At 70.4% G+C, this 19532-nt stretch carries 15 protein-coding genes and 1 pseudogene; 5 read left to right on the top strand and 11 right to left on the bottom strand.

Going from position 1 to position 19532, the window contains the following annotated elements:
* The 3 genes from VGZ32_RS02010 to VGZ32_RS02005 form a co-directional block, all read right to left on the bottom strand.
* Positions 1-911: hypothetical protein (locus tag VGZ32_RS02010; protein WP_326884035.1), on the bottom strand; the 911-nt coding region annotated here is incomplete at its 3' end.
* An 89-nt stretch (positions 912-1000) separates the two neighbouring features.
* Positions 1001-1207: a ricin-type beta-trefoil lectin domain protein gene (locus tag VGZ32_RS28975; protein ID WP_414642452.1), complete on the bottom strand. Its 207-nt coding sequence runs from the start codon at positions 1205-1207 to the stop codon at positions 1001-1003.
* Positions 1197-2069, bottom strand: a complete 873-nt coding sequence (locus VGZ32_RS02005; RefSeq protein ID WP_326884034.1) for an oxidoreductase — start codon at positions 2067-2069, stop codon at positions 1197-1199. Before VGZ32_RS02005 ends, VGZ32_RS28975 begins: the two co-directional genes overlap by 11 nt.
* Before the next feature lie 136 nt (positions 2070-2205).
* Here VGZ32_RS02005 and VGZ32_RS02000 point away from each other — a divergent pair, with 136 nt between their 5' ends.
* Entirely contained in the window at positions 2206-3060 is an 855-nt protein-coding gene (locus VGZ32_RS02000; protein WP_326884033.1) for a helix-turn-helix transcriptional regulator, read from the top strand.
* A 177-nt stretch (positions 3061-3237) separates the two neighbouring features.
* On the opposite strand, the gene VGZ32_RS01995 is transcribed toward VGZ32_RS02000, so the two are convergent.
* On the bottom strand, positions 3238-6075 hold the full coding sequence (locus VGZ32_RS01995) for an ATP-binding protein (RefSeq protein WP_326884032.1): 2838 nt from the start codon (positions 6073-6075) through the stop codon (positions 3238-3240).
* Between the two features lie 622 nt (positions 6076-6697).
* Here VGZ32_RS01995 and VGZ32_RS01990 point away from each other — a divergent pair.
* Entirely contained in the window at positions 6698-7318 is a 621-nt protein-coding gene (locus VGZ32_RS01990; RefSeq protein ID WP_326884031.1) for a hypothetical protein, read from the top strand.
* A 246-nt stretch (positions 7319-7564) separates the two neighbouring features.
* Here the strand turns inward: VGZ32_RS01990 and VGZ32_RS01985 are convergent, their stop codons facing one another.
* The 5 genes from VGZ32_RS01985 to VGZ32_RS01965 form a co-directional block, all read right to left on the bottom strand.
* Positions 7565-8728, bottom strand: coding sequence for a serine hydrolase domain-containing protein (locus VGZ32_RS01985; protein ID WP_326884030.1), 1164 nt, complete (start codon positions 8726-8728; stop codon positions 7565-7567).
* Between the two features lie 191 nt (positions 8729-8919).
* On the bottom strand, positions 8920-10530 hold the full coding sequence (locus tag VGZ32_RS01980; RefSeq protein WP_349263449.1) for an NRAMP family divalent metal transporter: 1611 nt from the start codon (positions 10528-10530) through the stop codon (positions 8920-8922).
* A 94-nt stretch (positions 10531-10624) separates the two neighbouring features.
* Positions 10625-12010, bottom strand: a complete 1386-nt coding sequence (locus tag VGZ32_RS01975; protein WP_414642450.1) for a magnesium transporter MgtE N-terminal domain-containing protein — start codon at positions 12008-12010, stop codon at positions 10625-10627.
* A 101-nt stretch (positions 12011-12111) separates the two neighbouring features.
* The gene (gnd, locus tag VGZ32_RS01970) at positions 12112-13128 is read right to left on the bottom strand and encodes a phosphogluconate dehydrogenase (NAD(+)-dependent, decarboxylating) (RefSeq protein ID WP_349263448.1); all 1017 of its coding nucleotides are present in this window, start codon (positions 13126-13128) and stop codon (positions 12112-12114) included.
* A gap of 82 nt (positions 13129-13210) precedes the next feature.
* Positions 13211-14626 (bottom strand): glucose-6-phosphate dehydrogenase, encoded by a 1416-nt coding sequence (locus VGZ32_RS01965; RefSeq protein ID WP_326884024.1) that lies wholly within the window; start codon positions 14624-14626, stop codon positions 13211-13213.
* Positions 14627-15244: 618 nt separating this feature from the next.
* Between VGZ32_RS01965 and VGZ32_RS01960 the strand changes: the two genes are divergently transcribed.
* Together VGZ32_RS01960 and VGZ32_RS01955 are read left to right on the top strand one after the other, a co-directional pair.
* A complete protein-coding gene (locus VGZ32_RS01960) occupies positions 15245-15460 on the top strand; it encodes a hypothetical protein (RefSeq protein ID WP_326884023.1) in 216 nt (71 codons plus the stop codon).
* Between the two features lie 330 nt (positions 15461-15790).
* Entirely contained in the window at positions 15791-17335 is a 1545-nt protein-coding gene (locus VGZ32_RS01955; RefSeq protein ID WP_326884022.1) for an MFS transporter, read from the top strand.
* Between the two features lie 124 nt (positions 17336-17459).
* Here the strand turns inward: VGZ32_RS01955 and VGZ32_RS01950 are convergent, their stop codons facing one another.
* Positions 17460-18221, bottom strand: a complete 762-nt coding sequence (locus VGZ32_RS01950) for a TetR/AcrR family transcriptional regulator (RefSeq protein WP_326884021.1) — start codon at positions 18219-18221, stop codon at positions 17460-17462.
* A gap of 142 nt (positions 18222-18363) precedes the next feature.
* Between VGZ32_RS01950 and VGZ32_RS01945 the strand changes: the two genes are divergently transcribed.
* On the top strand, positions 18364-18861 hold the full coding sequence (locus VGZ32_RS01945; RefSeq protein ID WP_326884020.1) for an Hsp20/alpha crystallin family protein: 498 nt from the start codon (positions 18364-18366) through the stop codon (positions 18859-18861).
* Between the two features lie 232 nt (positions 18862-19093).
* On the opposite strand, the pseudogene VGZ32_RS28550 reads toward VGZ32_RS01945, so the two are convergent.
* A pseudogene (locus tag VGZ32_RS28550) lies at positions 19094-19192 on the bottom strand (GNAT family N-acetyltransferase); the annotation flags it as partial.
* Between the last annotated feature and the right edge of the window lie 340 nt (positions 19193-19532).

Here is a 19532-nt window from a genome sequence, read left to right as displayed (position 1 = left end):
AGCCAGGCCACCGGGTTCGCGCACGGTACGCAGTGGGGGTCGGCGGTGCCGACGATCTGCCCGGCCGCGTTGATCGCGTTGGCCTGGTTGTAGGCGATGGAGTCGATGGTGCCCAGGTCGGTGACCGTGCCGCCGGACCACAGCGCCGCGTGCTGCGCGCCGGAGCTGCCCGCGATGCCGGACCAGCCGACGATCTGTCCGGAGATGTTGATCGCGGTGGCGCCTGCGTCGCCCGCCGGGGCGCCGGCCGCTGCAGGCAGCATGGTCAGCGTGCCGGATTTCCAGACGAACGCGGGACTGCCGACCACTTGGTCCACCGCGTTGATCCCGGTCGCGGCGTTGAGGCTGTCGGGCGGGTTGCCCAGGTAGGTCGCTGTGCCGTTGGTGTCGTACAGCTCCGCGATCGGGCTGCCCTCGGAGTCGGCCGGGCGCTGTCCGCCGGCCACCTGGCCGGCCGGGTCGATCGCGTTGCCGACGCCCAGTTCGTTGGTGATCGTGCCGCCGAGATCGGTCAGCGTGCCGGCGGCGCTCCAGCGCACCGGGTAGCCGTACCCGCCGGAATGCCGGTCCGCGGTCCCGGCGACCTGCCCGGCGTCGTTGATCGCGTTCGCCACGCTGCTGTCGCCGCCCGGCTCAATGCCCAGGTCGGTCATTGTGCCCCCGGACCAGCGGAAGGCGTGCGGCAGGCCGGGGGTCGGTTCGGTGTAGCCGACGACCACGCCGGCGTTGTTGATCGCGTTGGCCACGCTCAGGTTCCCGGTCCCGAGGGTGCCCAGATCGGTGACGGAATAGAGCGCGGCGGCGGTCGCGGCAGGGCGCGGACCGGTCGAGGCCTCGGCCGAGGAAATTCCCGCCGCCGCGATCGACGTAGCGGCGAGCATGGCGAGACTGGCCTTGCGCGCGATGTTCATGGCCCCCCTTGGTGGATACCTACCCCGGCCGACCGGCCCGGAGTACGGGTTCGAACTTGTGGCCGAACCCAGTACATAGGACAGGTTTCTTAGTGCTCTGTCAATGGCGGCGGCTGGCGGTTGGTCGGGCACCGGGACGAGGGGCGATTCACGCTGACAGTTAGCGGCGAGGACAGGTTCCACTGCTGGTCAGAGCCGCCGGTGCAGCCCCAGATCTGCAGCCGTGCGCCCGGCGTCGTGGGCCGGTTCGTGTCGTCGAGACACGTGTTCGACTGTGCTCGAAAGTTACGATCCACCACCGATGGCGTCCAGCTCGGCGAGTGCGTCGGCGGGCAGCTCCACGGCGGCGCCGGCGATGTTCTCGCGCAGGTGCGCTACCGAGGACGTGCCGGGGATGAGCAGCAGGTTCGGCGAGCGTTGCAGCAGCCAGGCCAGTGCCACGGACAGCGGTGTGGCCTCGAGCTGCACGGCGATCCGGTGCAAGGCGTCCGACTGAAGCGGCGACATGCCGCCGAGCGGGAAATACGGCACGTACGCGATGTCCTGTCGCGCCGTGCTGTCGAGCAGGGCATCGTCCTGCCGGTTAGCGATGTTGTAGAAGTTCTGCACGCACACCACCGGGGCGATCGACTGTGCTTCGGCGAGCTGGTCCGCGTTGATCGTGCTCAGTCCGAGGTGCCGGATCAGCCCCTGCTCGCGCAGTTCCGCGAGCGCGCCAAACGGCTCGGCGATCGAGCCCGGTTCGGGCGAGTCGAAGCCGCCGACCCGCAGGTTCACCACGTCCAGGGCTTCGAGACCGAGGCGTCGGAGGTTGTCGTGGACCTGCTGCACCAGCTCGGCCGGGGTGCGGGCGTGGAGCCACGCGCCCTGCCCGTCGCGGCGGGCGCCGACCTTGGTGACGATGCGCAGGTCGTCCGGGTACGGCGCGAGCGCCTCGCGGATGAGCTCGTTGGTCACGTGCGGGCCGTAGAAGTCAGCCGTGTCGATGTGCCGAATGCCCAGCTCGACGGCGGTGCGCAGGACTTCGATCGCGGCGCGGCGGTCTTTCGGCGGCCCGAAGACGCCGGGTCCGGCCAGCTGCATGGCGCCGTAGCCGAACCGGGTGACGGTGAGGTCGCCGACGCGGTAGGCGCCGCCGGGAAGCTCGTTGTCTGCCATACGTTCCTTCCCGCTCGCCGGAATCTCCGGCGGCGATCTGACGGTATCGGGCGCTCGCGGACATAGCCTGTGCCCCGTTCTTCCTGGGAGTGACGGGACCAGGCACGTGCGCTGCCGAGCTCGTACGATCGGAGATATGAGCAGGCCGAATGCGCTGGGGGAGTACCTTCGGGCGCGCCGCGAGCTGATCGACCCGGCGGAGGTGGGACTGCCGGTCGTGGGCGTGCGCCGTACTCCGGGGCTGCGCCGCGAGGAGGTCGCGACGCTGGCCGGTATCAGCGCCGACTACTACCTCCGGCTGGAGCAGGGCCGCGACCGCAATCCGTCTCCGCAGGTGCTCGAGGCCCTGGCGCGGGTTCTGCGGCTGGATCAGGCCGCCACCGCGCACCTGCTGAGCCTGTCGGCCGCCCGCCCGGCCACGCCCCGCCGGCCACGCCGCGAGGTGGTCCCGGCCGGGATCCGGCAACTACTCGACGTGATCAACCTGCCGGCGTTCGTGGAGAGCCGGATGTTCGACGTGCTCGCCGCGAACCGGCTGGCCACCGCCGTGTCGCCGAACATCCGGCCGGGTGTCAACCGGCTGCGCGCGATCTTCCTCGACCCCGACGAGCAGGAGCTCTGCTGGGACTGGGAACAGGCCGCCAGAGGCTTGGTCGCCGGGTTCCGCGCATCCGTGGGCAGCGATGTCGACGACCCGCGGATCGTCCAGCTGATCGGCGAGCTGTCACTGGGCAGCGAACCGTTCCGGCGGCTATGGGCCCGCCATGACGTCGCCCCGCTGGCCGGAGGCTCAATGCGGCTGCGCCACCCGAAGGTCGGCATGCTCGAGCTGCGCCGGGAGAAACTGCCGCTCGCCGACTCCGGCGGCCAGATCCTGGCGATCTACCACGCCGAGCCGGGCTCGGCGTCGGCCCGCTCCCTTGAGGAGCTCGGCTCGCTGACAGTCACTGAAGCCGGTCGCCCGTCCGTCGCTGGCACCGGGATCGCATAAGCCCTCAGCAGGCGGACCGATCGGCCGGGGCGGATGCCCGGCTCGCATCGTCGGCCTTGCTGCGTGTCAGTCGATGTCGGCGAGGACCGAGGGCACGCTGCCGCGCAGTGTCTTGCGGTTCCCGCAGCGGGCTCCAGGCGTCCAGCAGCTCGTCGTGCGCGATCCTCCTGTGGGGAATCAAGCTCCTGCGGTGCCCGTCGGGCGCAGCGCACCGTGTTCGGCGGCGGCCCGGATCACGTCCATTCGGGACTGCATCTGGAGCTTCGCCAGGATGCGGGAGACGTGGGTCTGCACGGTGCGGCGGGACAGGAAGAGTTCCGCGGCTATATCAGGGTTCGAGCGTCCGCGGGCGACCAGTTGGGCGATCGCGTGCTCGCTGGGCGTCAACGCCTCCCAGCCGACCGTGGCGCGGCGGTGGACGCTGCGCGGGCCGCGGCGCACGCCGTACGGTCGCAGTCGCGCGTCGGCCCGCTTGATGTTCCAGGTCGCGCCGGTGTCCGAGTAGAGCCGTACCGCGTCGTTGAGCGCCGCGCGGGCGCGCACGGTCTGGCCCGCCTTCGCCAGGCGGACCGCCGCTTGTTCGAAGGCGAATGCCGCCTTCATGGTCCACCGGTAGCCGCGGAACTCCTCGGCCAGCGCAAGCAGTTCGTCCACATCGTCGTCGACCAGCGCGCGGCAGCAGCGGGCGGCGCAGGAGCGGCTCGGCGACGGGTCCTCGGCGGTGTCCTTCTCGGCCAGGCGCACGGCGCGGGCCACGGTCTCGTCTTCGCCGACTTCCAGGGCCAGCGAGACCAGGTAAGGCAGGTCGTCGTGGCGCTCCTGGCGGCGCAGTCCGAGCGGCGCGTCCAGCCACGGGGTCATCAGCGCGCAGGCGAGCCGCGGGTCGCCGTCCACCTCGGCGCGCATAGCCAGCGCCTCGGTCAGCGGATAGCTCGGTGCGGGCGGATGCTCGGGGTCGAGCGGTTCGGAACCGATCGCGATACGCAGGCGCGCGTCCGCGGCGTCGCGATCCTCGCGGTGCAGCGCGATCATCGCGGCGTCGCCGTGGACCTGGAGCATCTCCTCGTTGTCGAAGGTCTCCGCATCGATTCCCTCGATGTGCACCAGCGCGTCGTCGAACCGGCCGTGCTGGTAGGACACGCCGACGGCCCCGGCCTGGATCGACGCGGCCCGGAAGCTCCCGCTGCGCTCGCCCAGCCGCAGCGCCTCGGCCAGCGCCTCCTCACACGCGTCGGCCCGGCCCAGGTCCTGTTGCAGCGTGATGTTGTTCGCCAGCAGCATCATCCGCAGATCCATCGACTCCAGGTCCCGGCTGGTGAGCGCGGCGAGCGCGTCGGCCATGTGGGCGGCCCGGTCGGCCGGGTCTCCGCAGACGATCGCGGCGTGGTACGCGGTCGCCGTGGAGAGGGGATCGCCGGAGGCCACGGCGAGGTCGAGCGCGGCGCGGGCGGTGGCCAGGCTCTCCTCCTGCCGCCCCGAGTAGAGCAGGATGAGCGCGGACCAGGCGGCCAGCCGGGACCGCCAGAGCAGCGGGATCGCGTCGTCCTCCGGCTGAATGGTCAGCGGCAGCACTTCGTGGAACCGGCCGAGCCGCCCGGCGAGCCGGATCATCTGGATGCGCATCCGGCAGACCAGGACGGGGTCGTCGGCGTGCTGCGCGATATCGCGGGCGAGCCCGTACGCCGACGCGTCGCGGCCGAGCCAGAACAGCACCTGCGCCAGGCGGGTCGCCAGCGCGATCCACCGCGGATCGGCGGGCTCGATCGAGCCGACCGCGCGTTCCAGCAGCTCGGCGGCGACCGGAAGCGCCGCGTAGAGGGCGGGTTCGCCGACGCGGAGCAGCCAGGCCAGCTCCCAGTCGCCGGAGACGTCGCGCACCGCGAGCAGGTGCGGGGCCACCGCGTCGACGCCGCGCCCGGTCTCGGCCAGGCTTTGGGCGATGTATCTGTGCAGCGCGCTACGCATGGTCTTCGGTGTCTGTTCGACGAGCGCTTGGCGGATCAGCTCGTGGCGGAAGCGCAGCCGCCCGCCGACGTCGCTGAGCACGCCACCGGCCATCGCCTCCGCGGCGACGTCGGCCATTTCCAGGATCGGCCGGCCGGCCACCAGTGCCCAGTCTCCGACATCGACTTCGTTGCCGAGCAGCGCCGCGACGCGCAGCGCCCGGCGGGTCGGCTCGGTCAGGAAGCCGAGGCGCCTGTTGATCACCACGGCGAGCGAGGTGGGCATGGCCCCCGCGTCGCCGTGCAGTTCGGCCACACCCTGCTCCGCCTTCACCAAGGCACCGCCGATGAGGCGGTCCATCAGCTCACGTACGTAGAGCGGGTTGCCGCCGGCGCACTCGAGCTCGGCCGCCAGCCGGGTGCCTGGTGCGCCGCCTGCGATCCGGCCGGCGAGTTCGGCCACCTCGCACGGATTCAGCGGCGGCAGGTCCACCACCGTCCCCTCGCGCTTCTCCGCCAGATCGCGGAGCCGGTCCACGGCGTGCCGCCGGGGCAGAGACCGCGTGGCGCCGACGAGAAGGAGCGGGATCTGGTCTATTGCGCGGGCGAGCCGGCCCCAGAGCAGGAGGCTGTGTTCGTCGGCGCAGTGTAGGTCTTCCACGATCAGGGTGACCGGGGAGGCGGTGCACAGCCGGTCCACCAGTTCCAGCATCCGTTCCGCGGCGGCCAGCACGGGGCCCGCGGCTCCCAGTTGGTCGTCGCCGCCGCGCAGCAGGGCTGTGATCTCCGCGACCGCGGGATCGGGTGAGCGGGCGGAGATCTGGAGGCATTCGGCCATCAGGCGCAGGGGGAAGGGTTCCATCAGTTCGTCGCCGCTGCCGCGCAACACCCGGTGCCCCGCGGCCTCGGCGCGAGCGGCTACGGCGTCCGCGAGTGCGGTTTTGCCGATGCCTGGTTCGCCCTCGATCCAGGCCAGTCCGCCACGCCCTTTGGTGGCGCGGTCCACGAGGCGGTTCAGGGCGGCCAGTTGCGCGTCCCGTCCCACAATCAGGGCGCGGTTTCCGACAACCATGGCGGATACTCCCAGCATCGGACCGTAACACCGATCGTAGCGAGACATCGCGCGGCGTGGTCGAAAAAGCCTTATCCCGCGGGCTTCAAATGCCGTCTCCCGCGGGACCCGGGCCGGTGCCGGGCGAAGCCCGCCGACGTCGAACTCCGCTTATGGGTACGTACGCCCGCCGGCGTTTCGTTCAATGTGCCGGGAACCTCCTGGTCGTAGCGCCGAGGGCGGTCGAATGTGCGGCCCGCGCCGTCGACGTCGGCGACCCACCTCCGCGACGGGCCGCGCGAGGAGCGCACTGCGATGCCCGAAACGAGTCGCAGGTCCTCACCGCCACGCGAACCCGCCGCCCCACCTCGGTCGCGATCGTCGCCGGGGATCCCGTCACCGGTCAGGGAAAGGCGGCGCTGCTGCACGGCCGAGCCGACCGAGAACGCAGGACATCCGGTGCCCAGCCGCACAGTTCGCCCATACGCCGCGATCGGTTCGATTCTCGGGCGTTTGACAGGGTTCTACAACACGTCTACAAAGAAGGACGGAAGCTTCCGGCACGGCAGAACCATGACACTGTTCGCAGCCGCGGGTGATCCGTGATCACTGATCACCCGCCCGCACGATAGGACCCGACGTCATGACCCTTGCCACACGACCTCGCCTCGCCGTCATAGCCCTCGCCGCGGCGTGCGCTCTGGCAGCGTCCGCGGTCGCTGCGTCCCCGGCGGCCGCGGCTACCGCGCACCCCGCCACCGCCACCGCCACCCAGCCGGACAGCACCGTCACCGGCGACCTTGCAGCCTCCGGCACCCACCAGGGCTCGAGCACGGCGGTCCCCGCCGGGACCGTGCTGTTCGCCCCGATCGCGCGGCCCGGCGTGGTCACGCCCAACATCGCCTACAGCTGCACGGTGAGCTACCCGTACGTGAACGACAACTTCTCCAACGGAGAGATCAGCTGGTCCGCCACGGTCAGCTGCAACATCGTGCTGCGCATGCAGGGCACCACCGTGCTGTTCCAGTGGGGCAGCTCCAACGCCTACGCGTTCGGCAGCTCGTACGACCACTACGCGAGCTCCAGCACCTCCACCGGCGCGGTCTACGGGATCTTCAGCGGCACCTGGGGCGTGAACGACAACGTCCTGCTGTTCAGCCCGGCCGGGTACACCAGCACACCCGGCGCCGGCTGCTACTACTACAACACCGCCCACACCGAGATCAAGTGCACCGAGACCACCGGACCCATCTACGCCCAGTGAGCTAACCGAGCTAGCCGCCACAACCACGCGCACGGCCCGCGCAGGCGGTAGGTGCGGCCAGCCGGACACCCCGGCTGGCCGCATACCACAGCGCTCCCACCAAGACTGGCCAAACCCACTCAGCACCCTGTGATACCCCGGCCGACACGTTCTTGTTCATCTGTGGCGGCGCGAAAGGCCGACGGCGCGTGCCCGCATCGGTCTTCACGCACAGCGAGTTGCGCCTACCGACACGGCGTAGCGCGATCATGTGCTGCGGGCGGCGGCCAGGACCTGGTCGCATACGGCTGGCATTCCGGTGTCGTCGGCGGCGCGTTGGGTCAGAACCGCGACGGTGAGATCTTGTGAGGGCACGTTCGACCATGCTGTCCCGAGCCCGCCCTCCCAGGTGTAGCGGCCGTCGTCGAGTACTGAGAGCCCGTAGCCCCAGCCGCGGTTGTCGAGGAAACTGAAACCGGGCCACACGTTCGCTCGCTGCGGAGCGGTCAGTTGATCGCGCGTCATCTCGGCGACCGTTGCCGAGGTCAGCACGGGGCTACCCCCGCGCATCAGCATCCGCCCGAACGCGACCACGTCGTCGACCGAGGACACCAGTCCGCCACTGCCGTCGGGGAAGGCCGGCGGGCGTGACCACTGTCCGTCCTGCGGGTCGCTCACGACGAGCCGGCCGTCATGGTTCTCATACGCCGTGGAGAGCCGAGAGGTGACAGTCGCGTGGAATGCGGTGTCCTTCATGCCGAGCGGGCCGAGCACCCGCTCACGCAGGACGTCCTCGAACGGAGCGCTGGCCGCGCGAGCCGCCAGCACTCCGAGCACCTGCGAACCGGACTGGTAGAGCCACCGTTCGCCGGGTTGGGCCAGCAGCGGCAGCTCGCCAAGCCGGGCCATCCACGTGTCCGGATCTGGCATGGATGCGGGCTGCGGCGGCCCGAAGGTCGCCAGCCGGCGCTGCGTCGCCGCGGTGACGATCGGCCACGGCTGCGCCGCCATGAACATCGCGCCCTGCATCCCGAATCCCCAGGTAAATGTGAGCAGGTCGCGCACCGTGATCGAGCGCACAGCGGGGACCGTCTGTCCAAGCGGCCCGTCCGGGCGCTCCAGCACCCGACGGTCGGCCAATTCGGGCAGCAGTTCTTCGACCGGCCCGTTCAGCTCCAACATGCCGTCATCGACCAGAGAGAGCACGACCGCCGCCGTCATCGGCTTGGTCATCGACGAAATCCGAAACAACGTGTCGCGCCGCATCGACGCCCCGCCGACCGCCATCACCCCCGCCGTCGCGACATGCACGCTCTCACCCCGGGCCACCGCCGCAACCACGCCGGGCGCTTGACCCTCTTCCACGGCACGGGCGCCGACCGCGTCAACCCGGGCCAGCACCGCGTCGTCGAACCCATCGAGGCTGTTCACCCGCCCAGCCTATGCCGACACCCGTCCGGCGCGCCCGAGAGCGCCTGGTGCCTGCGCGAGTGGATGCCGTTGCCGTGGGATGACTCCCGCGGGCGATCCTCGCTGCTCATCGACCGGCAAGACGACGTGCGGCCGAGAGGGGCCTGCCTGCCTGAAAGAGGATCGGGCTCGGACCACGGAAGGGTTCTGCGTCAGTGCCCGCTGAGCTGGACGGCTTTGACGATGAGCAGGATTCCGGCGATGGCCAGGTAGCCACGCAGCGCGCTCATGCCGAGCTTGGTGCCGGGCGACCAGGCGACGGGTTTGAGCATCGCCACCGGCGGCATGCGCCACGTGGCTCGCTGGCTCCTGCTCGCGGGTGCGGCGGGGGCGTGAGGGGCGCGGCGGTGACGGGCGACCCGGAGTGCGACCGCGGCGGCGAGGAGCCCGCCTGCCATGGCGCCGCCGAGCCAGAGCGCCACCCGGGTCGTGTCGATGCCGGTGAACAGGGTGGTGATCACCAGGATCCCGGACAGTACGAGCAGCACCGCGATGATCACGGTCGCCAGCGTGTTGAGCCAGCGCGGGTTGGTCCAGGGGCCGAGCACCTCGGCGTCGTTGCACAGCAGCAGCAGGAACACGCTGGCGCTGGGCAGCAGCAGCCCGGCGAGCGCTTGGACGCTGGTGGTGATCAGGCCGAGGGGCGCGCCGGGAATCATCACGACCGCCGCGGCTACGAGCACGAACGCCGTGTAGCTGGCGTAGAACTGCTTGGCCTCGCGCAGGCTGCGGTGCAGCGAGTGCTTGACGCCGAACACGTCCCCGAAGGTGTAGCTGGTGGCCAGGGTCACGGCGGCGGCACCGATGATGCTCGCGTCCAGCAGCACGATGGCGAACAGGGCGCCGAGCACGCGGCTGTGATCGCCGAGCAGGTTCGCCATGCCGAGTGCGTCGGTGAAGTGCCCTACCGCGCCGGTCCCGCCAGCGGCGAAGTCCGCGACCACGATGATCGCGACGGCGCCGAGGACCACGACGAACGAGCCCAGGACCGTGTCGGCGCGCTCGTAGCCCATGAACCGGGGCGTGATCCGCTTGTCGATGACGTTGGACTGCTGGAAGAACAACTGCCACGGCGCGACCGTGGTCCCGACGATCGCGATGATCAGCAGCACCGCGTCCGAGGAGACGCCGCCCTGCACCCCGGGGACCAGCAGGTGGTACCCCGCCAAGCCGTAGCGCGGATGGGAGAGCAGCGCGAGCGGGAGCAGGATCAGGCTGGCGGCGATGAAGCCGAGCATGGCGCGTTCCCAGCGACGGAAGCTCCCGCTCGCCGTGATCCCCACCAGCAGGAGGGCCGAGATGGGCACCGCGATATAGCGGCTGACCCCGAAGTAGGCCAGCGCGAGCGAGACGCCGATGAACTCGGTGACGATCGTCAGGAAGTTGAGCAGGAACAGGTCGCCGACGCTGAACGCGCCCCAGAACCGCCCGAACCGCTCGAAGATCAGGCGGGCGTGGCCGACGCCGGTGACGGCGCCGAGCCGCACCACCATCTCCTGGTTGACGATCAGCACCGGGATCAGCAGCACCAGCACCCACAGCAGGCTGTAACCGTAGTTCTGGCCGGCCTGGGCGTAGGTGGACACCCCGCCCGCGTCGTTGTCACCCACCATGACGATCAACCCGGGGCCGACGATCGCCAGGAAGGTGAGCAGACGGCGCCTCAGGGTGCGACCGGTGTCCAGATCGTCCACGCGGATGCGCCCGAGCGCGCCCTCGATGTCGCCTAGGTGCGCCGTATCGAGCACCGCCGTGGCGGGCATGGCGCGCTCGGGCTTGACGCCGTCCTGACCGCCGCCCGAGTGGACCGGGGGCTCGGGGCCGGGCCGCGGAGGCGGGCCCGGGCCGACTGACGCCTCAGGGTCCTGGTTCACTGGGTGTCCCGTCCCGGCCCTCGCGCGCAGCCGGCGGAATCGCGGAGCCCCGCACGTCAGCCGGGTGACCGGCACTGGGTGGCGGGGCGGGTTCCCGGCGGCGCCAGTCCTGTGGCAAGGTCGCTTCCAGGATGTCGTCGACCGTGATCACGCCGAGCGGGTGATCGCCGCCGTCCACAACGGGGACGGTGATCAGGTTGTGATCGGCCATCAGCACCGCCACGTCCACCATGTCCGTGTCGGGTCCCACCCGGACCGGATCCGTGTCGCAGACCTCGGCCAGGGATGCGTTCGGCTCTGCCTGAACGAGGGCGACCAGGGTGGCCACGCCCCGCAGGCGGCCGCTCTCGTCCAGGACTTGGACGGAGGTCAGCGCCTCGGGTTGGAGTGTGCGAGCCGCCCGCACCGCGGACAGCGCTTGGCCGACGGAGGTGGCGGCGGGCATGGCGATGAAGTCCACGCCCATCAGGCCGCCGGCACTGCCCGGGTTGAACCCCATCAACGTCAGCACCTTGGTTCGCTGCCCGGCCGGCAGCAGGTCCAGGACCGGCTGGCGCCGACGCTGGGGCAGCTCGCCGATCGCGTCGGCGGCGTCGTCCGCCCGCATCCGGGCCAATACCGCGGCGATCTCGCCGTCGGTGCGCGCGTCGAGCAGCCGCGCGGCGCGGTCCTCGGCCAACTCCTCGAAGACGTCCGCCTCCAACTCCGGGTCCGCGTGGACGTGGTCGAGGATCTCCTGCTGCTCCTGCTTCGAGGCGTTCTCGAGCAGATCGGCGATCTGCGCCGGCTTCAGCCGGCCGATCCGGGCCGCCGATCCGCGCGCGGACGCGCTGAGGGTGTGGCCGATCAACGGCTCGAACACGGCCCAGTCCAGCGAGGTGCGCCCGGCATGGCGTCGGCCGAGGGCCGACCCGAGCCTGCCGGGCCGGCGCACGTCCACGCTGCGCAGCACCCAACCGTCGCCGTACTGCGCCAGATCCAGGTCGCGGGCCCGCACGAAGCGGACCGCGTGCACGTCGATCAGCCGGTGGCCCAGCACGTCGGCGCGCAGCAGTACCTCCCCGTCGCGCCGCTCGAAGTGCCGCAGGTCCACCTTCGCGCTGGCCAGTTTCAGCACCGCACCGTCGAAGGACGCCGCCTGAGCGATCGGGATGAACACCTGCCGACGGTTGACCTTCGCGACCAGCCCGATCACCGGCGGGTAGTCGGCGCCCCGCAGCCGCACGATCACGTCCGTGACCCGGCCCAGCGACTCGCCGCCCCGATCGGCGAGCGGGCGGCGCAACAGTTCGGACAGGCGGATCACCCGGGCGCCGTCGGCGGGGGCGGGCGGCCCGAGGGAGACCGCCTCGCTCACGGCCGGCGCCATCCCGCACGGTGACGGCCGTGTCGCCCGACGCTGTCAGCCTCGCGAGCCGGACCGTTGATCAGCGCTCGTACGATGCGCATGGCTGCCTTTCGACGGTCGAATCAGATCTTCTTCTCGTCGTGGCCGCCGAAACCCTTGCGCATAGCGGACAGGGCCTTGTCGGCGAAGTCGTCCAGCCCCCGAGAGGCGAACCGCGAATACAGGGCGCTGGTGAGTACCGGGGCGGGCACGCCTTCGTCGATGGCCGCGATCGAGGTCCACCGGCCTTCCCCCGAATCCGACACGCGTCCGGCGAACTCTTTGAGGTCGGGGGACCGGAACAGGGCGGCCGCGGTCAGATCCAACAGCCAGGACCCGACGACGCTGCCGCGGCGCCAGACTTCGCTCACCGCGGCCGTGTCGATGTCGAACTGGTAGAACTCGGGCTCTTCCATGGGCGCGGTCTCGGCGTCGGCCTCGGCGCTACGCGCGCCGGCGTCGGCGTTGCGCAGGATATTGAGACCCTCGGCCAGCGAGGCCATCATCCCGTACTCGATGCCGTTGTGGATCATCTTCACGAAGTGTCCGGCGCCGTTCGGGCCGCAGTGCAGGAACCCCTGCTCAGCCGGATCGGGTTGCCCGGTGCGTCCCGGGGTCCGGGGGGCGCTGTCGACACCGGGGGCGATGGTCGCGAAGAGCGGGCCCAGGCGCTCGACGACGGCGGGGTCGCCCCCGATCATCAGGCAGTAGCCGCGCTCGAGGCCCCACACCCCGCCGCTCGTCCCGCAGTCGACCAGGTGGATGCCCCGGCCGGCCAGGGCGGCGGCCCGGCGGATGTCGTCGCGGTAGTAGGAGTTCCCGCCGTCGATGATCGTGTCCCCGGCGGCCATGTGCGAGGCCAGGTCTTCGATGGCCTTTTCGGTCAGCTCACCGGCGGGCACCATCACCCACGCGGCCCGGGGCGCGGTCAGCTTCTGGACGAAGTCCTCCACCGAGCTCGCCCCGGTGGCGCCTTCGCTCTCCAGCGCCTTGACCACCTCGGGGTTCACGTCGAAGACCACGCAGGTGTGGCCGTCGCGCATCAGACGCCGGACGATGTTCGCGCCCATTCGCCCGAGTCCGACCATGCCCAACTGCATCGGCTTGTCTGTCGTCATCGCCTGTTCTCCTTCGCTGGTAATCGCCGCGCCGGGTGTCCGTGTGGCTCTGCCGTGGGCCCGGTCAATTCCCGCTTACCCCCGAGACAGGAAGCCAAGGCGGTTGCCAGGGCGAATGGCCCTTCAGCAGTTCGTTCGCCTGGGGAGGCCCCCACGATCCGGGCGCGTAGGGGACAACGGCGGGGGGATGGTCGAGCAGCGGCTGGAGGATGCGCCAGGTCTCCTCCACGGAGTCCTCCCGGGTGAACAAAGACCGATCGCCGACCAGCGCGTCGTGGAGAAGGCGCTCATACGGCTCGGGCGGCTTGCCGAGTTCCGCGGCGAAGGGCAGGTCGAGGTGCACGTCTCTGGACGACGTGCCCTCCGGCCCCTTGGACAGCATGGCAAGCCGCAAGCTCGGATCCGGGTCGATCCGCAGCACCAGCTGGTTCGGGTCCGTATGGTGCGGCTCGTCCAGGAAGGCCAGGCGGGGCGGGCGCTTGAAGATCACCCTGACTTCGGTCGCCTTGGCGGCGAGCGCCTTGCCGGCCCGGATGAAGAACGGAACGCCGGCCCAGCGCCCGCTGTCCACCGCCAGGCGCAGTGCCACGTACGTCTCGGTCTCGGAGCCGTCCGCGACTCCGGGGATCTTCGTATAGCCCTCGTACTGGCCACGGACGCACCTGGCCGGGTCGACCTGCGCCATGGCGCGGAACACCTCGGCCCTCTGGTCCCACAGCCCTCCGGGTCCGGACCCGGGCGGCGCTTCCATGGCGATCAGGGCCAGCACCTGTAACAGATGGTTCTGCACTACGTCCCGCAGCGCTCCCACCGGGTCATAGAAGGCGCCCCGGTCCTCGACCCCGAAGTCCTCGGCCAGCGTGACCTGCACGGCGGCCACGTGGTCGCGATTCCACACCGGCTCGAGCAGCGCGTTGGCGAAGCGCAGGTAGAGGATGTCCAGGACGGGCTGCTTGCCCAGGAAGTGGTCGATGCGCAGGATCTGCTCCTCGCCGAGCACCTGGTGCAGCTCGCCGTTCAAGGCCTGCGCCGACGCCAGGTCGTGGCCGAACGGCTTCTCGACCATCACCCGGCCGCGCGCGGTCAGATCCGCTCGGCCAAGCGCCACCGTCACGGGGGCGAACAGCGCGGGCGGGATCTCCAGATAGAACAGCGGTGTGGACGCGCCCTTGAGCCTGTCGGCCAGCTCCTGGTAAAGGGCCGGATCGGCGAAGTCACCACGCAGGTAGCTGAGACGTGCGCCCAGTCGCTCCAACGCCGCCTGGTCCACCGCCTGCTCGGCCGCCCCCACAGCATCCTTCACCGCACCACGCAGGTGGTCATCCGACCAGTCCTCGCGCGCCACCCCCATGATCGGGCAGTCCAGCCGCCCGGCCGCCTCCAGGCGGTAGAGCGCATGAAATGTCATCTTGCGGGCTAGGTCCCCGGTGATCCCGAAGATCACCAAGGCGTCGGCTGCCCGTACCGTGGCCTGGCTCATGGAATTCGCACCATCCGGGTTGTTGGCTGCGCGTGGCCCGGCGCCAGACGGCCGCGGACCAGGTGGAACCGGCGTACCTGCACCTTAGCCTTGCCTGCCGTCGTGTGCCTCCTCGCGGCGCTTGGCGCGATGAGCCTCGCGTCCTCGGCCAGGATGGGGCAAGGGCGCACTGCCTCACGCTTCCGGGAGCGGGAGCACCGAGTGCGTAGCCGACCAGGCACGACCACCGGAGAGTCAGGCCGACTTGGTGACGCGACCTGCGCGCCGCGAATCACGGCGCCGAGGTCCGGGGTGCCTGGGGCGAGCTCGACACTACTCGCAGCCATGCACGCGTGAAACCCGACAGCGAGATGCCCGCTGCCCGCCGAGCCGACTATCGGGTGGTGAGGCGGCAGGGCAGTGTGCAGACCAGGACGTCGGTGCGGGCGCGCCGGCGGGCAGCGATGAATAGGGGTGCCTGGCGCCCCGGAGTCACACGGCGCCGGAGCCAGGTGCGGTCGGTTTCGACGACGGCGGTTACATGCAGGGTAGGCTTGGTGCCGCAGCGCAACTGCTCCGGCCCCCGGCAGCTATCTGCACGCGAGTCTTTCCGGCGAGCTGCCCACAGGAGTGCGGGATATGGCGGGCTCGGTGCCACAGGATGATGTCAGGATCGCCGATGCGATCGCGGAACGATTGTTCCAGGCGGATATGGATGTGCACTTCGCGTTCTCGCTGGTTCGCGATGAGCGCACCGCCGACTTGTTCAGCCACGTCATCGATCAGCTTGAGGGCTTGATCAGAATGGTGCAAGACGTCGCCGGGGACGGGCAGGCCCAGCCGCTGTCGACATGACGGGGCCCGGCGGCGGCGGGCAACTGTCGTGTCTGATCTCCGCGGCAGCGGAGGCGTATGCTGGGGTTTCCGGCCCTGCGGGGAATCTCATTCCACCGTGCACGGCCTAGTGAACGCGCGTTGTTCCAGACCTCGGCGGCGCTGCGCGGACTTGACCGGCGTTCGCCGGCCGGGAGTTCGCCCTGATGCCGCCCCCGCTCATCGCCATCGGGCCGCTGTCGTCGGCGCTGCCGACCGGTCGCTCGCTGGATGTACGGGGCTTGATTGCTCGTGGCCTGCGCCGCCCGCCCGTCGGCGCGTGCCGCCGCATTCTCGGGAAGAGGACCCGTGATGGCACGACGCACCGTCAACGCCCCGAAGTCGACTCAGACAGATCCGCCAGATCCGCACGCGGAGCACCGATGGCTGGTCCTGATGATCGTGGCCATCGCCCAACTGATGGTGGTGCTCGACTCGACCATCGTGAACATCGCGCTGCCCTCCGCCCAACGCGACCTGGGGTTCGCCGACGGCGACCGGCAGTGGGTGGTGACCGCGTACGCGCTGGCCTTCGGCAGCCTGCTGCTGCTCGGCGGGCGCATCGGCGACATGTTCAGCCGCAAGGCCGTGTTCATCACGGGTCTGATCGGCTTCGCGGGGGCCTCGGCCCTGGGCGGAGCCTCCGCCTCCTTCGGGATGCTGGTCACGGCCCGCACCCTGCAGGGCGCGTTCGGCGCGATCCTGGCCCCCGCGGCTCTGGGCACCCTGGTCAGCACGTTTCGCGAGCCGCGCGAGCGGGGCCGGGCGTTCGGGGTGTTCGGATCCGTGGCCGGCGGCGGCGGAGCCGTCGGCCTCATCCTCGGCGGAGTCCTCACCGAGTACCTGAACTGGCGCTGGACGCTGTACGTCAACCTGATTTTCGCCGCAATCGCCGTAGCCGGCGCGCTGGTCTACATGCACACTCCCCGCCCCGCGAGGCGGCCGCGCATGGACTGGGCCGGCACGCTGCTGGCCTGCACCGGGCTGTTCTGTATCGTGTTCGGCTTCTCCCACGCCGAGACCGCCGGCTGGAGCGCCGCGCTCACCCTCGGGTCACTGGCCGCCGGCCTGGCACTGCTTGCCGGGTTCGCCGCCGCCGAGCGGCGCGTGCGCCATCCGCTGCTGCCGCTGCCGGTGATCCTGGACCGCACCCGCGGCGGTGCGTACGTCGCCGTCGGCGTGGCCGGCATCGCGATCTTCGGCGTGTTCCTGTTCCTGACCTACTACCTGCAGACGGTCAAGGGCTACACGCCGGTGGGCACCGGTCTGGCCTTCCTGCCGATGATCGCGTGCATCCTGGCCGCCTCCAACACCTCCAGTATCTTCCTGCTTCCGCGGCTCGGGCCACGCACGCTGATCGCCACCGGCATGCTCCTCGGCGGCGGCGCGATGGCATATCTCACGCGGCTCACCGCGACTTCCGGCTACGTCTCAGGCGTCCTGCCCTCGCTGGTGGTCATGGGTTTAGGCTTCGGCATGATCATCGCTCCGGCCATCAACACCGCCACGGCCGGCGTACGCCCCCAGGACTCCGGCGTCGCCTCCGCGCTGGTCAACACGATGCAGCAGGTCGGCGGATCCATCGGCACCGCCGCGCTGAGCACGGTCGCACTCACCGCGACGGCCCGCTACCTCGCAGCCCACCCGACCCCGTCGCGAGCGGTGGCAGCGGCCGCCGCCACGCACGGCTACACGCTCGCGTTCGGCGTCGCCGCAGCCCTGTTCGGCGTCGGCGTGCTGCTCGCACTCGTCCTGCTGCCCGCAAAACGACGGCTGGCCCAACTACGAGCCACAGCCGTCCTGTCCTCTGCTGCCGCGACCGAGGCCGCTCCCTCTGCCGCCGCCCGCAGCACCTGAGGCGGGCTACCCGACCCACGCTCAGGTGCCGCTTCGCCACCGGGGGTCAGGCGGTGCTGCGTCGTGGAAGGCGGCGGCAGTCCCCGCTCAGTACGGGGACAGTCCCCGTTCAGTGCTGAGTTTGTCAGGCGGCAGCGTCGCCGGTCGGGGGCCACGTGGTTTCGAGGCCGTGCAGGATCGTATCCAGGCCGGTGGTGAAGCGTTCGTCGCGGTTGTCGACCCACACGTGCTCGCCGAGGGCGACCAGGGTGGGAAAGCGGTCGGGCGGCAGGGCGCGCAGGAAGGTGTGCAGTTCGGCCCTGGTCGCGGTGTCGCGCACGCGCTGTTCGTTCACGCTGCTGGGACCGTCCAAGGCGAACCCGAGGATGTGACCGTAGATCAGGGAGTAGGCCAGGCCTGCTTGGCGCGGCGGCAAACCGGCTCCGCTCAGGGACGCCAGGAACGCCTCGGCCAGCGCGAGGGAGTGCGGTCCGAGCGGGTCGCGGGTCTTGAGCAGCCCCGCGATGCCGGGATGCGCCTCCAGGACCGCGCGCAGCCGGTGGGCGAGCACCGTGATCTGCTCGATCCAGGTCAGGCGCTTCTCGATCCGCGTGTCAACCTCGGCCAGCACCCCGTCGAGCACGAGGTCGTGAAGTTGTTCCTTGTTGAGCACGTGGCGGTACAGCGCCCCGGGAACCACTCCTAGACGCGTGGCCAGGGCGCGCATGCTCAACGCGTCTACGCCGTGCTCCGCGATGATCGCCAGGGCCTCGACGACGACGCGTTCGCGGGTCAACACCCTGCGCTGGGCTTCCTGGCCGGCCGGCGGGATGAACCACAGCGGGCGTGAGCCCGCGCCGTCCGCACTCTCCGCGCCCTCTGTGCCGCCCTGTCGCGGCTGCACCATATTCGACCCCTCATGTCCCGTTTGACTGTGAACGGCGTTCACTGTAGTGTAAACATTGTAGCTCGGAAGCGAATGCCGTTCACTTAGTCATTTACTGTCGGGCCTCCGGGCCGCCGGCCCGGCCAGACAAAAGGAGAACTGCATGACGGTTCTGACTGACTTGTTCGAAGATCTGCGCGATGCGCAGGAGGAGATGCTGCGCCAGGCGCGCGGCCTGAGGTTCGGCCACGCATACGAGGGTCCCAGCAACAACGCGTGGGTGCCGGCGGTCGACATCGCCGAGAGCAAGGACGCCTATCTGGTGACGGTCGAGCTTCCCGGCGTCGGGATCGACGAGCTGGAGCTCACCTGCCAGTCCGGTGTGATGACGATCCGGGGCGAGCGGCACCACGCCGAGGACTCCTCGGAGCAGACGGTGCACCGCGCCGAGCGCCGCTTCGGGCCGTTCCTTCGCTCGATCACCCTGCCCGGCAACGTCACGACAGAGGCGATCGACGCCTCGGCCCAGGACGGCGTCCTGCTGATCACCGTGCCCAAGCCAAAGGAAGCGCACGCTAAGCGCATCCAGGTCCACCCCGGCCAGGTGCACACCACCACCTCGGCACCCGTCGCGCTTCCGGGCAAGAAGAACCACAGCTGACCGCGACTCGCGCTGACAAGCCCTCGGGAACACCCGAGTAGTACCAAAGGGCACACCCGAGTAGCACGAAAACCAGCCCGCCACCGCTGCACCAGCGGTGGCGGGCTGCGCGCACCCCGCTACCGGCCTGGAACCAACCCGCCGCGCGCCGACGGCAAGTACACCCGGGAATCGATTAGCTCCGGTATGGCCGCAGGCGTCCAGCCAAGCCAGGCCCGCCCGGAGCCGGGTGGCGATCACCGTTCCCGTCAGCGAAGTGGGCTCGATCCGCCAACTCGAAGGCTAAGACTGCCAGGGCATGGCCAGCATGCAGCCGCTTCAGCTCGGGCATTGCCCAACCTCACCCAGGTGGTACGCGCCGCGCGCTTGCGCCCGATCGAGCACTCGACAGGCGAGGACCCACGTCGTCGAGTGCTCGAGCGGCCTCGTCGGGACAGTCCAGTAAGTCAACGGCTCCGTCGCACGTTCGGCGACCTGTTCGACCTCGTCGCAGATCCCGTGTTCATGCTGTGTCGAGTGGCGCTCGGCTGTGTCGGATCGGGCGTTCGGGGTACTGGGGATGCACTCGCGGCCTTTCGTGCGTCGGTACTGTGGTCGGCGTCGCCGTGGGCGAGGTGAGAACCCGGGTGCGTGTGCGGCCCGGAGACAGGCGTCTGATGATGCCGAACCAG

Origin of the sequence: Actinocrinis sp., from assembly GCF_035938995.1 — a bacterium.
GTDB lineage: Bacteria > Actinomycetota > Actinomycetes > Streptomycetales > Catenulisporaceae > DASZGI01.
The sequence above is the reverse complement of the archived record's forward strand: the minus strand, read 5'-3'. Positions and strand labels throughout refer to the sequence as shown.

Coding starts and splice junctions, on each gene's coding strand:
- VGZ32_RS02005 (WP_326884034.1), bottom strand. CDS start 2,069: ATGGCAGACAACGAGCTTCCCGGCGGCGCCTACCGCGTCGGCGACCTC.
- VGZ32_RS02000 (WP_326884033.1), top strand. CDS start 2,206: ATGAGCAGGCCGAATGCGCTGGGGGAGTACCTTCGGGCGCGCCGCGAG.
- VGZ32_RS01995 (WP_326884032.1), bottom strand. CDS start 6,075: ATGGTTGTCGGAAACCGCGCCCTGATTGTGGGACGGGACGCGCAACTG.
- VGZ32_RS01990 (WP_326884031.1), top strand. CDS start 6,698: ATGACCCTTGCCACACGACCTCGCCTCGCCGTCATAGCCCTCGCCGCG.
- VGZ32_RS01980 (WP_349263449.1), bottom strand. CDS start 10,530: ATGCCCGCCACGGCGGTGCTCGATACGGCGCACCTAGGCGACATCGAG.
- VGZ32_RS01975 (WP_414642450.1), bottom strand. CDS start 12,010: ATGGCGCCGGCCGTGAGCGAGGCGGTCTCCCTCGGGCCGCCCGCCCCC.
- gnd (WP_349263448.1), bottom strand. CDS start 13,128: ATGCAGTTGGGCATGGTCGGACTCGGGCGAATGGGCGCGAACATCGTC.
- VGZ32_RS01965 (WP_326884024.1), bottom strand. CDS start 14,626: ATGAGCCAGGCCACGGTACGGGCAGCCGACGCCTTGGTGATCTTCGGG.
- VGZ32_RS01960 (WP_326884023.1), top strand. CDS start 15,245: ATGGCGGGCTCGGTGCCACAGGATGATGTCAGGATCGCCGATGCGATC.
- VGZ32_RS01955 (WP_326884022.1), top strand. CDS start 15,791: ATGGCACGACGCACCGTCAACGCCCCGAAGTCGACTCAGACAGATCCG.
- VGZ32_RS01950 (WP_326884021.1), bottom strand. CDS start 18,221: ATGGTGCAGCCGCGACAGGGCGGCACAGAGGGCGCGGAGAGTGCGGAC.
- VGZ32_RS01945 (WP_326884020.1), top strand. CDS start 18,364: ATGACGGTTCTGACTGACTTGTTCGAAGATCTGCGCGATGCGCAGGAG.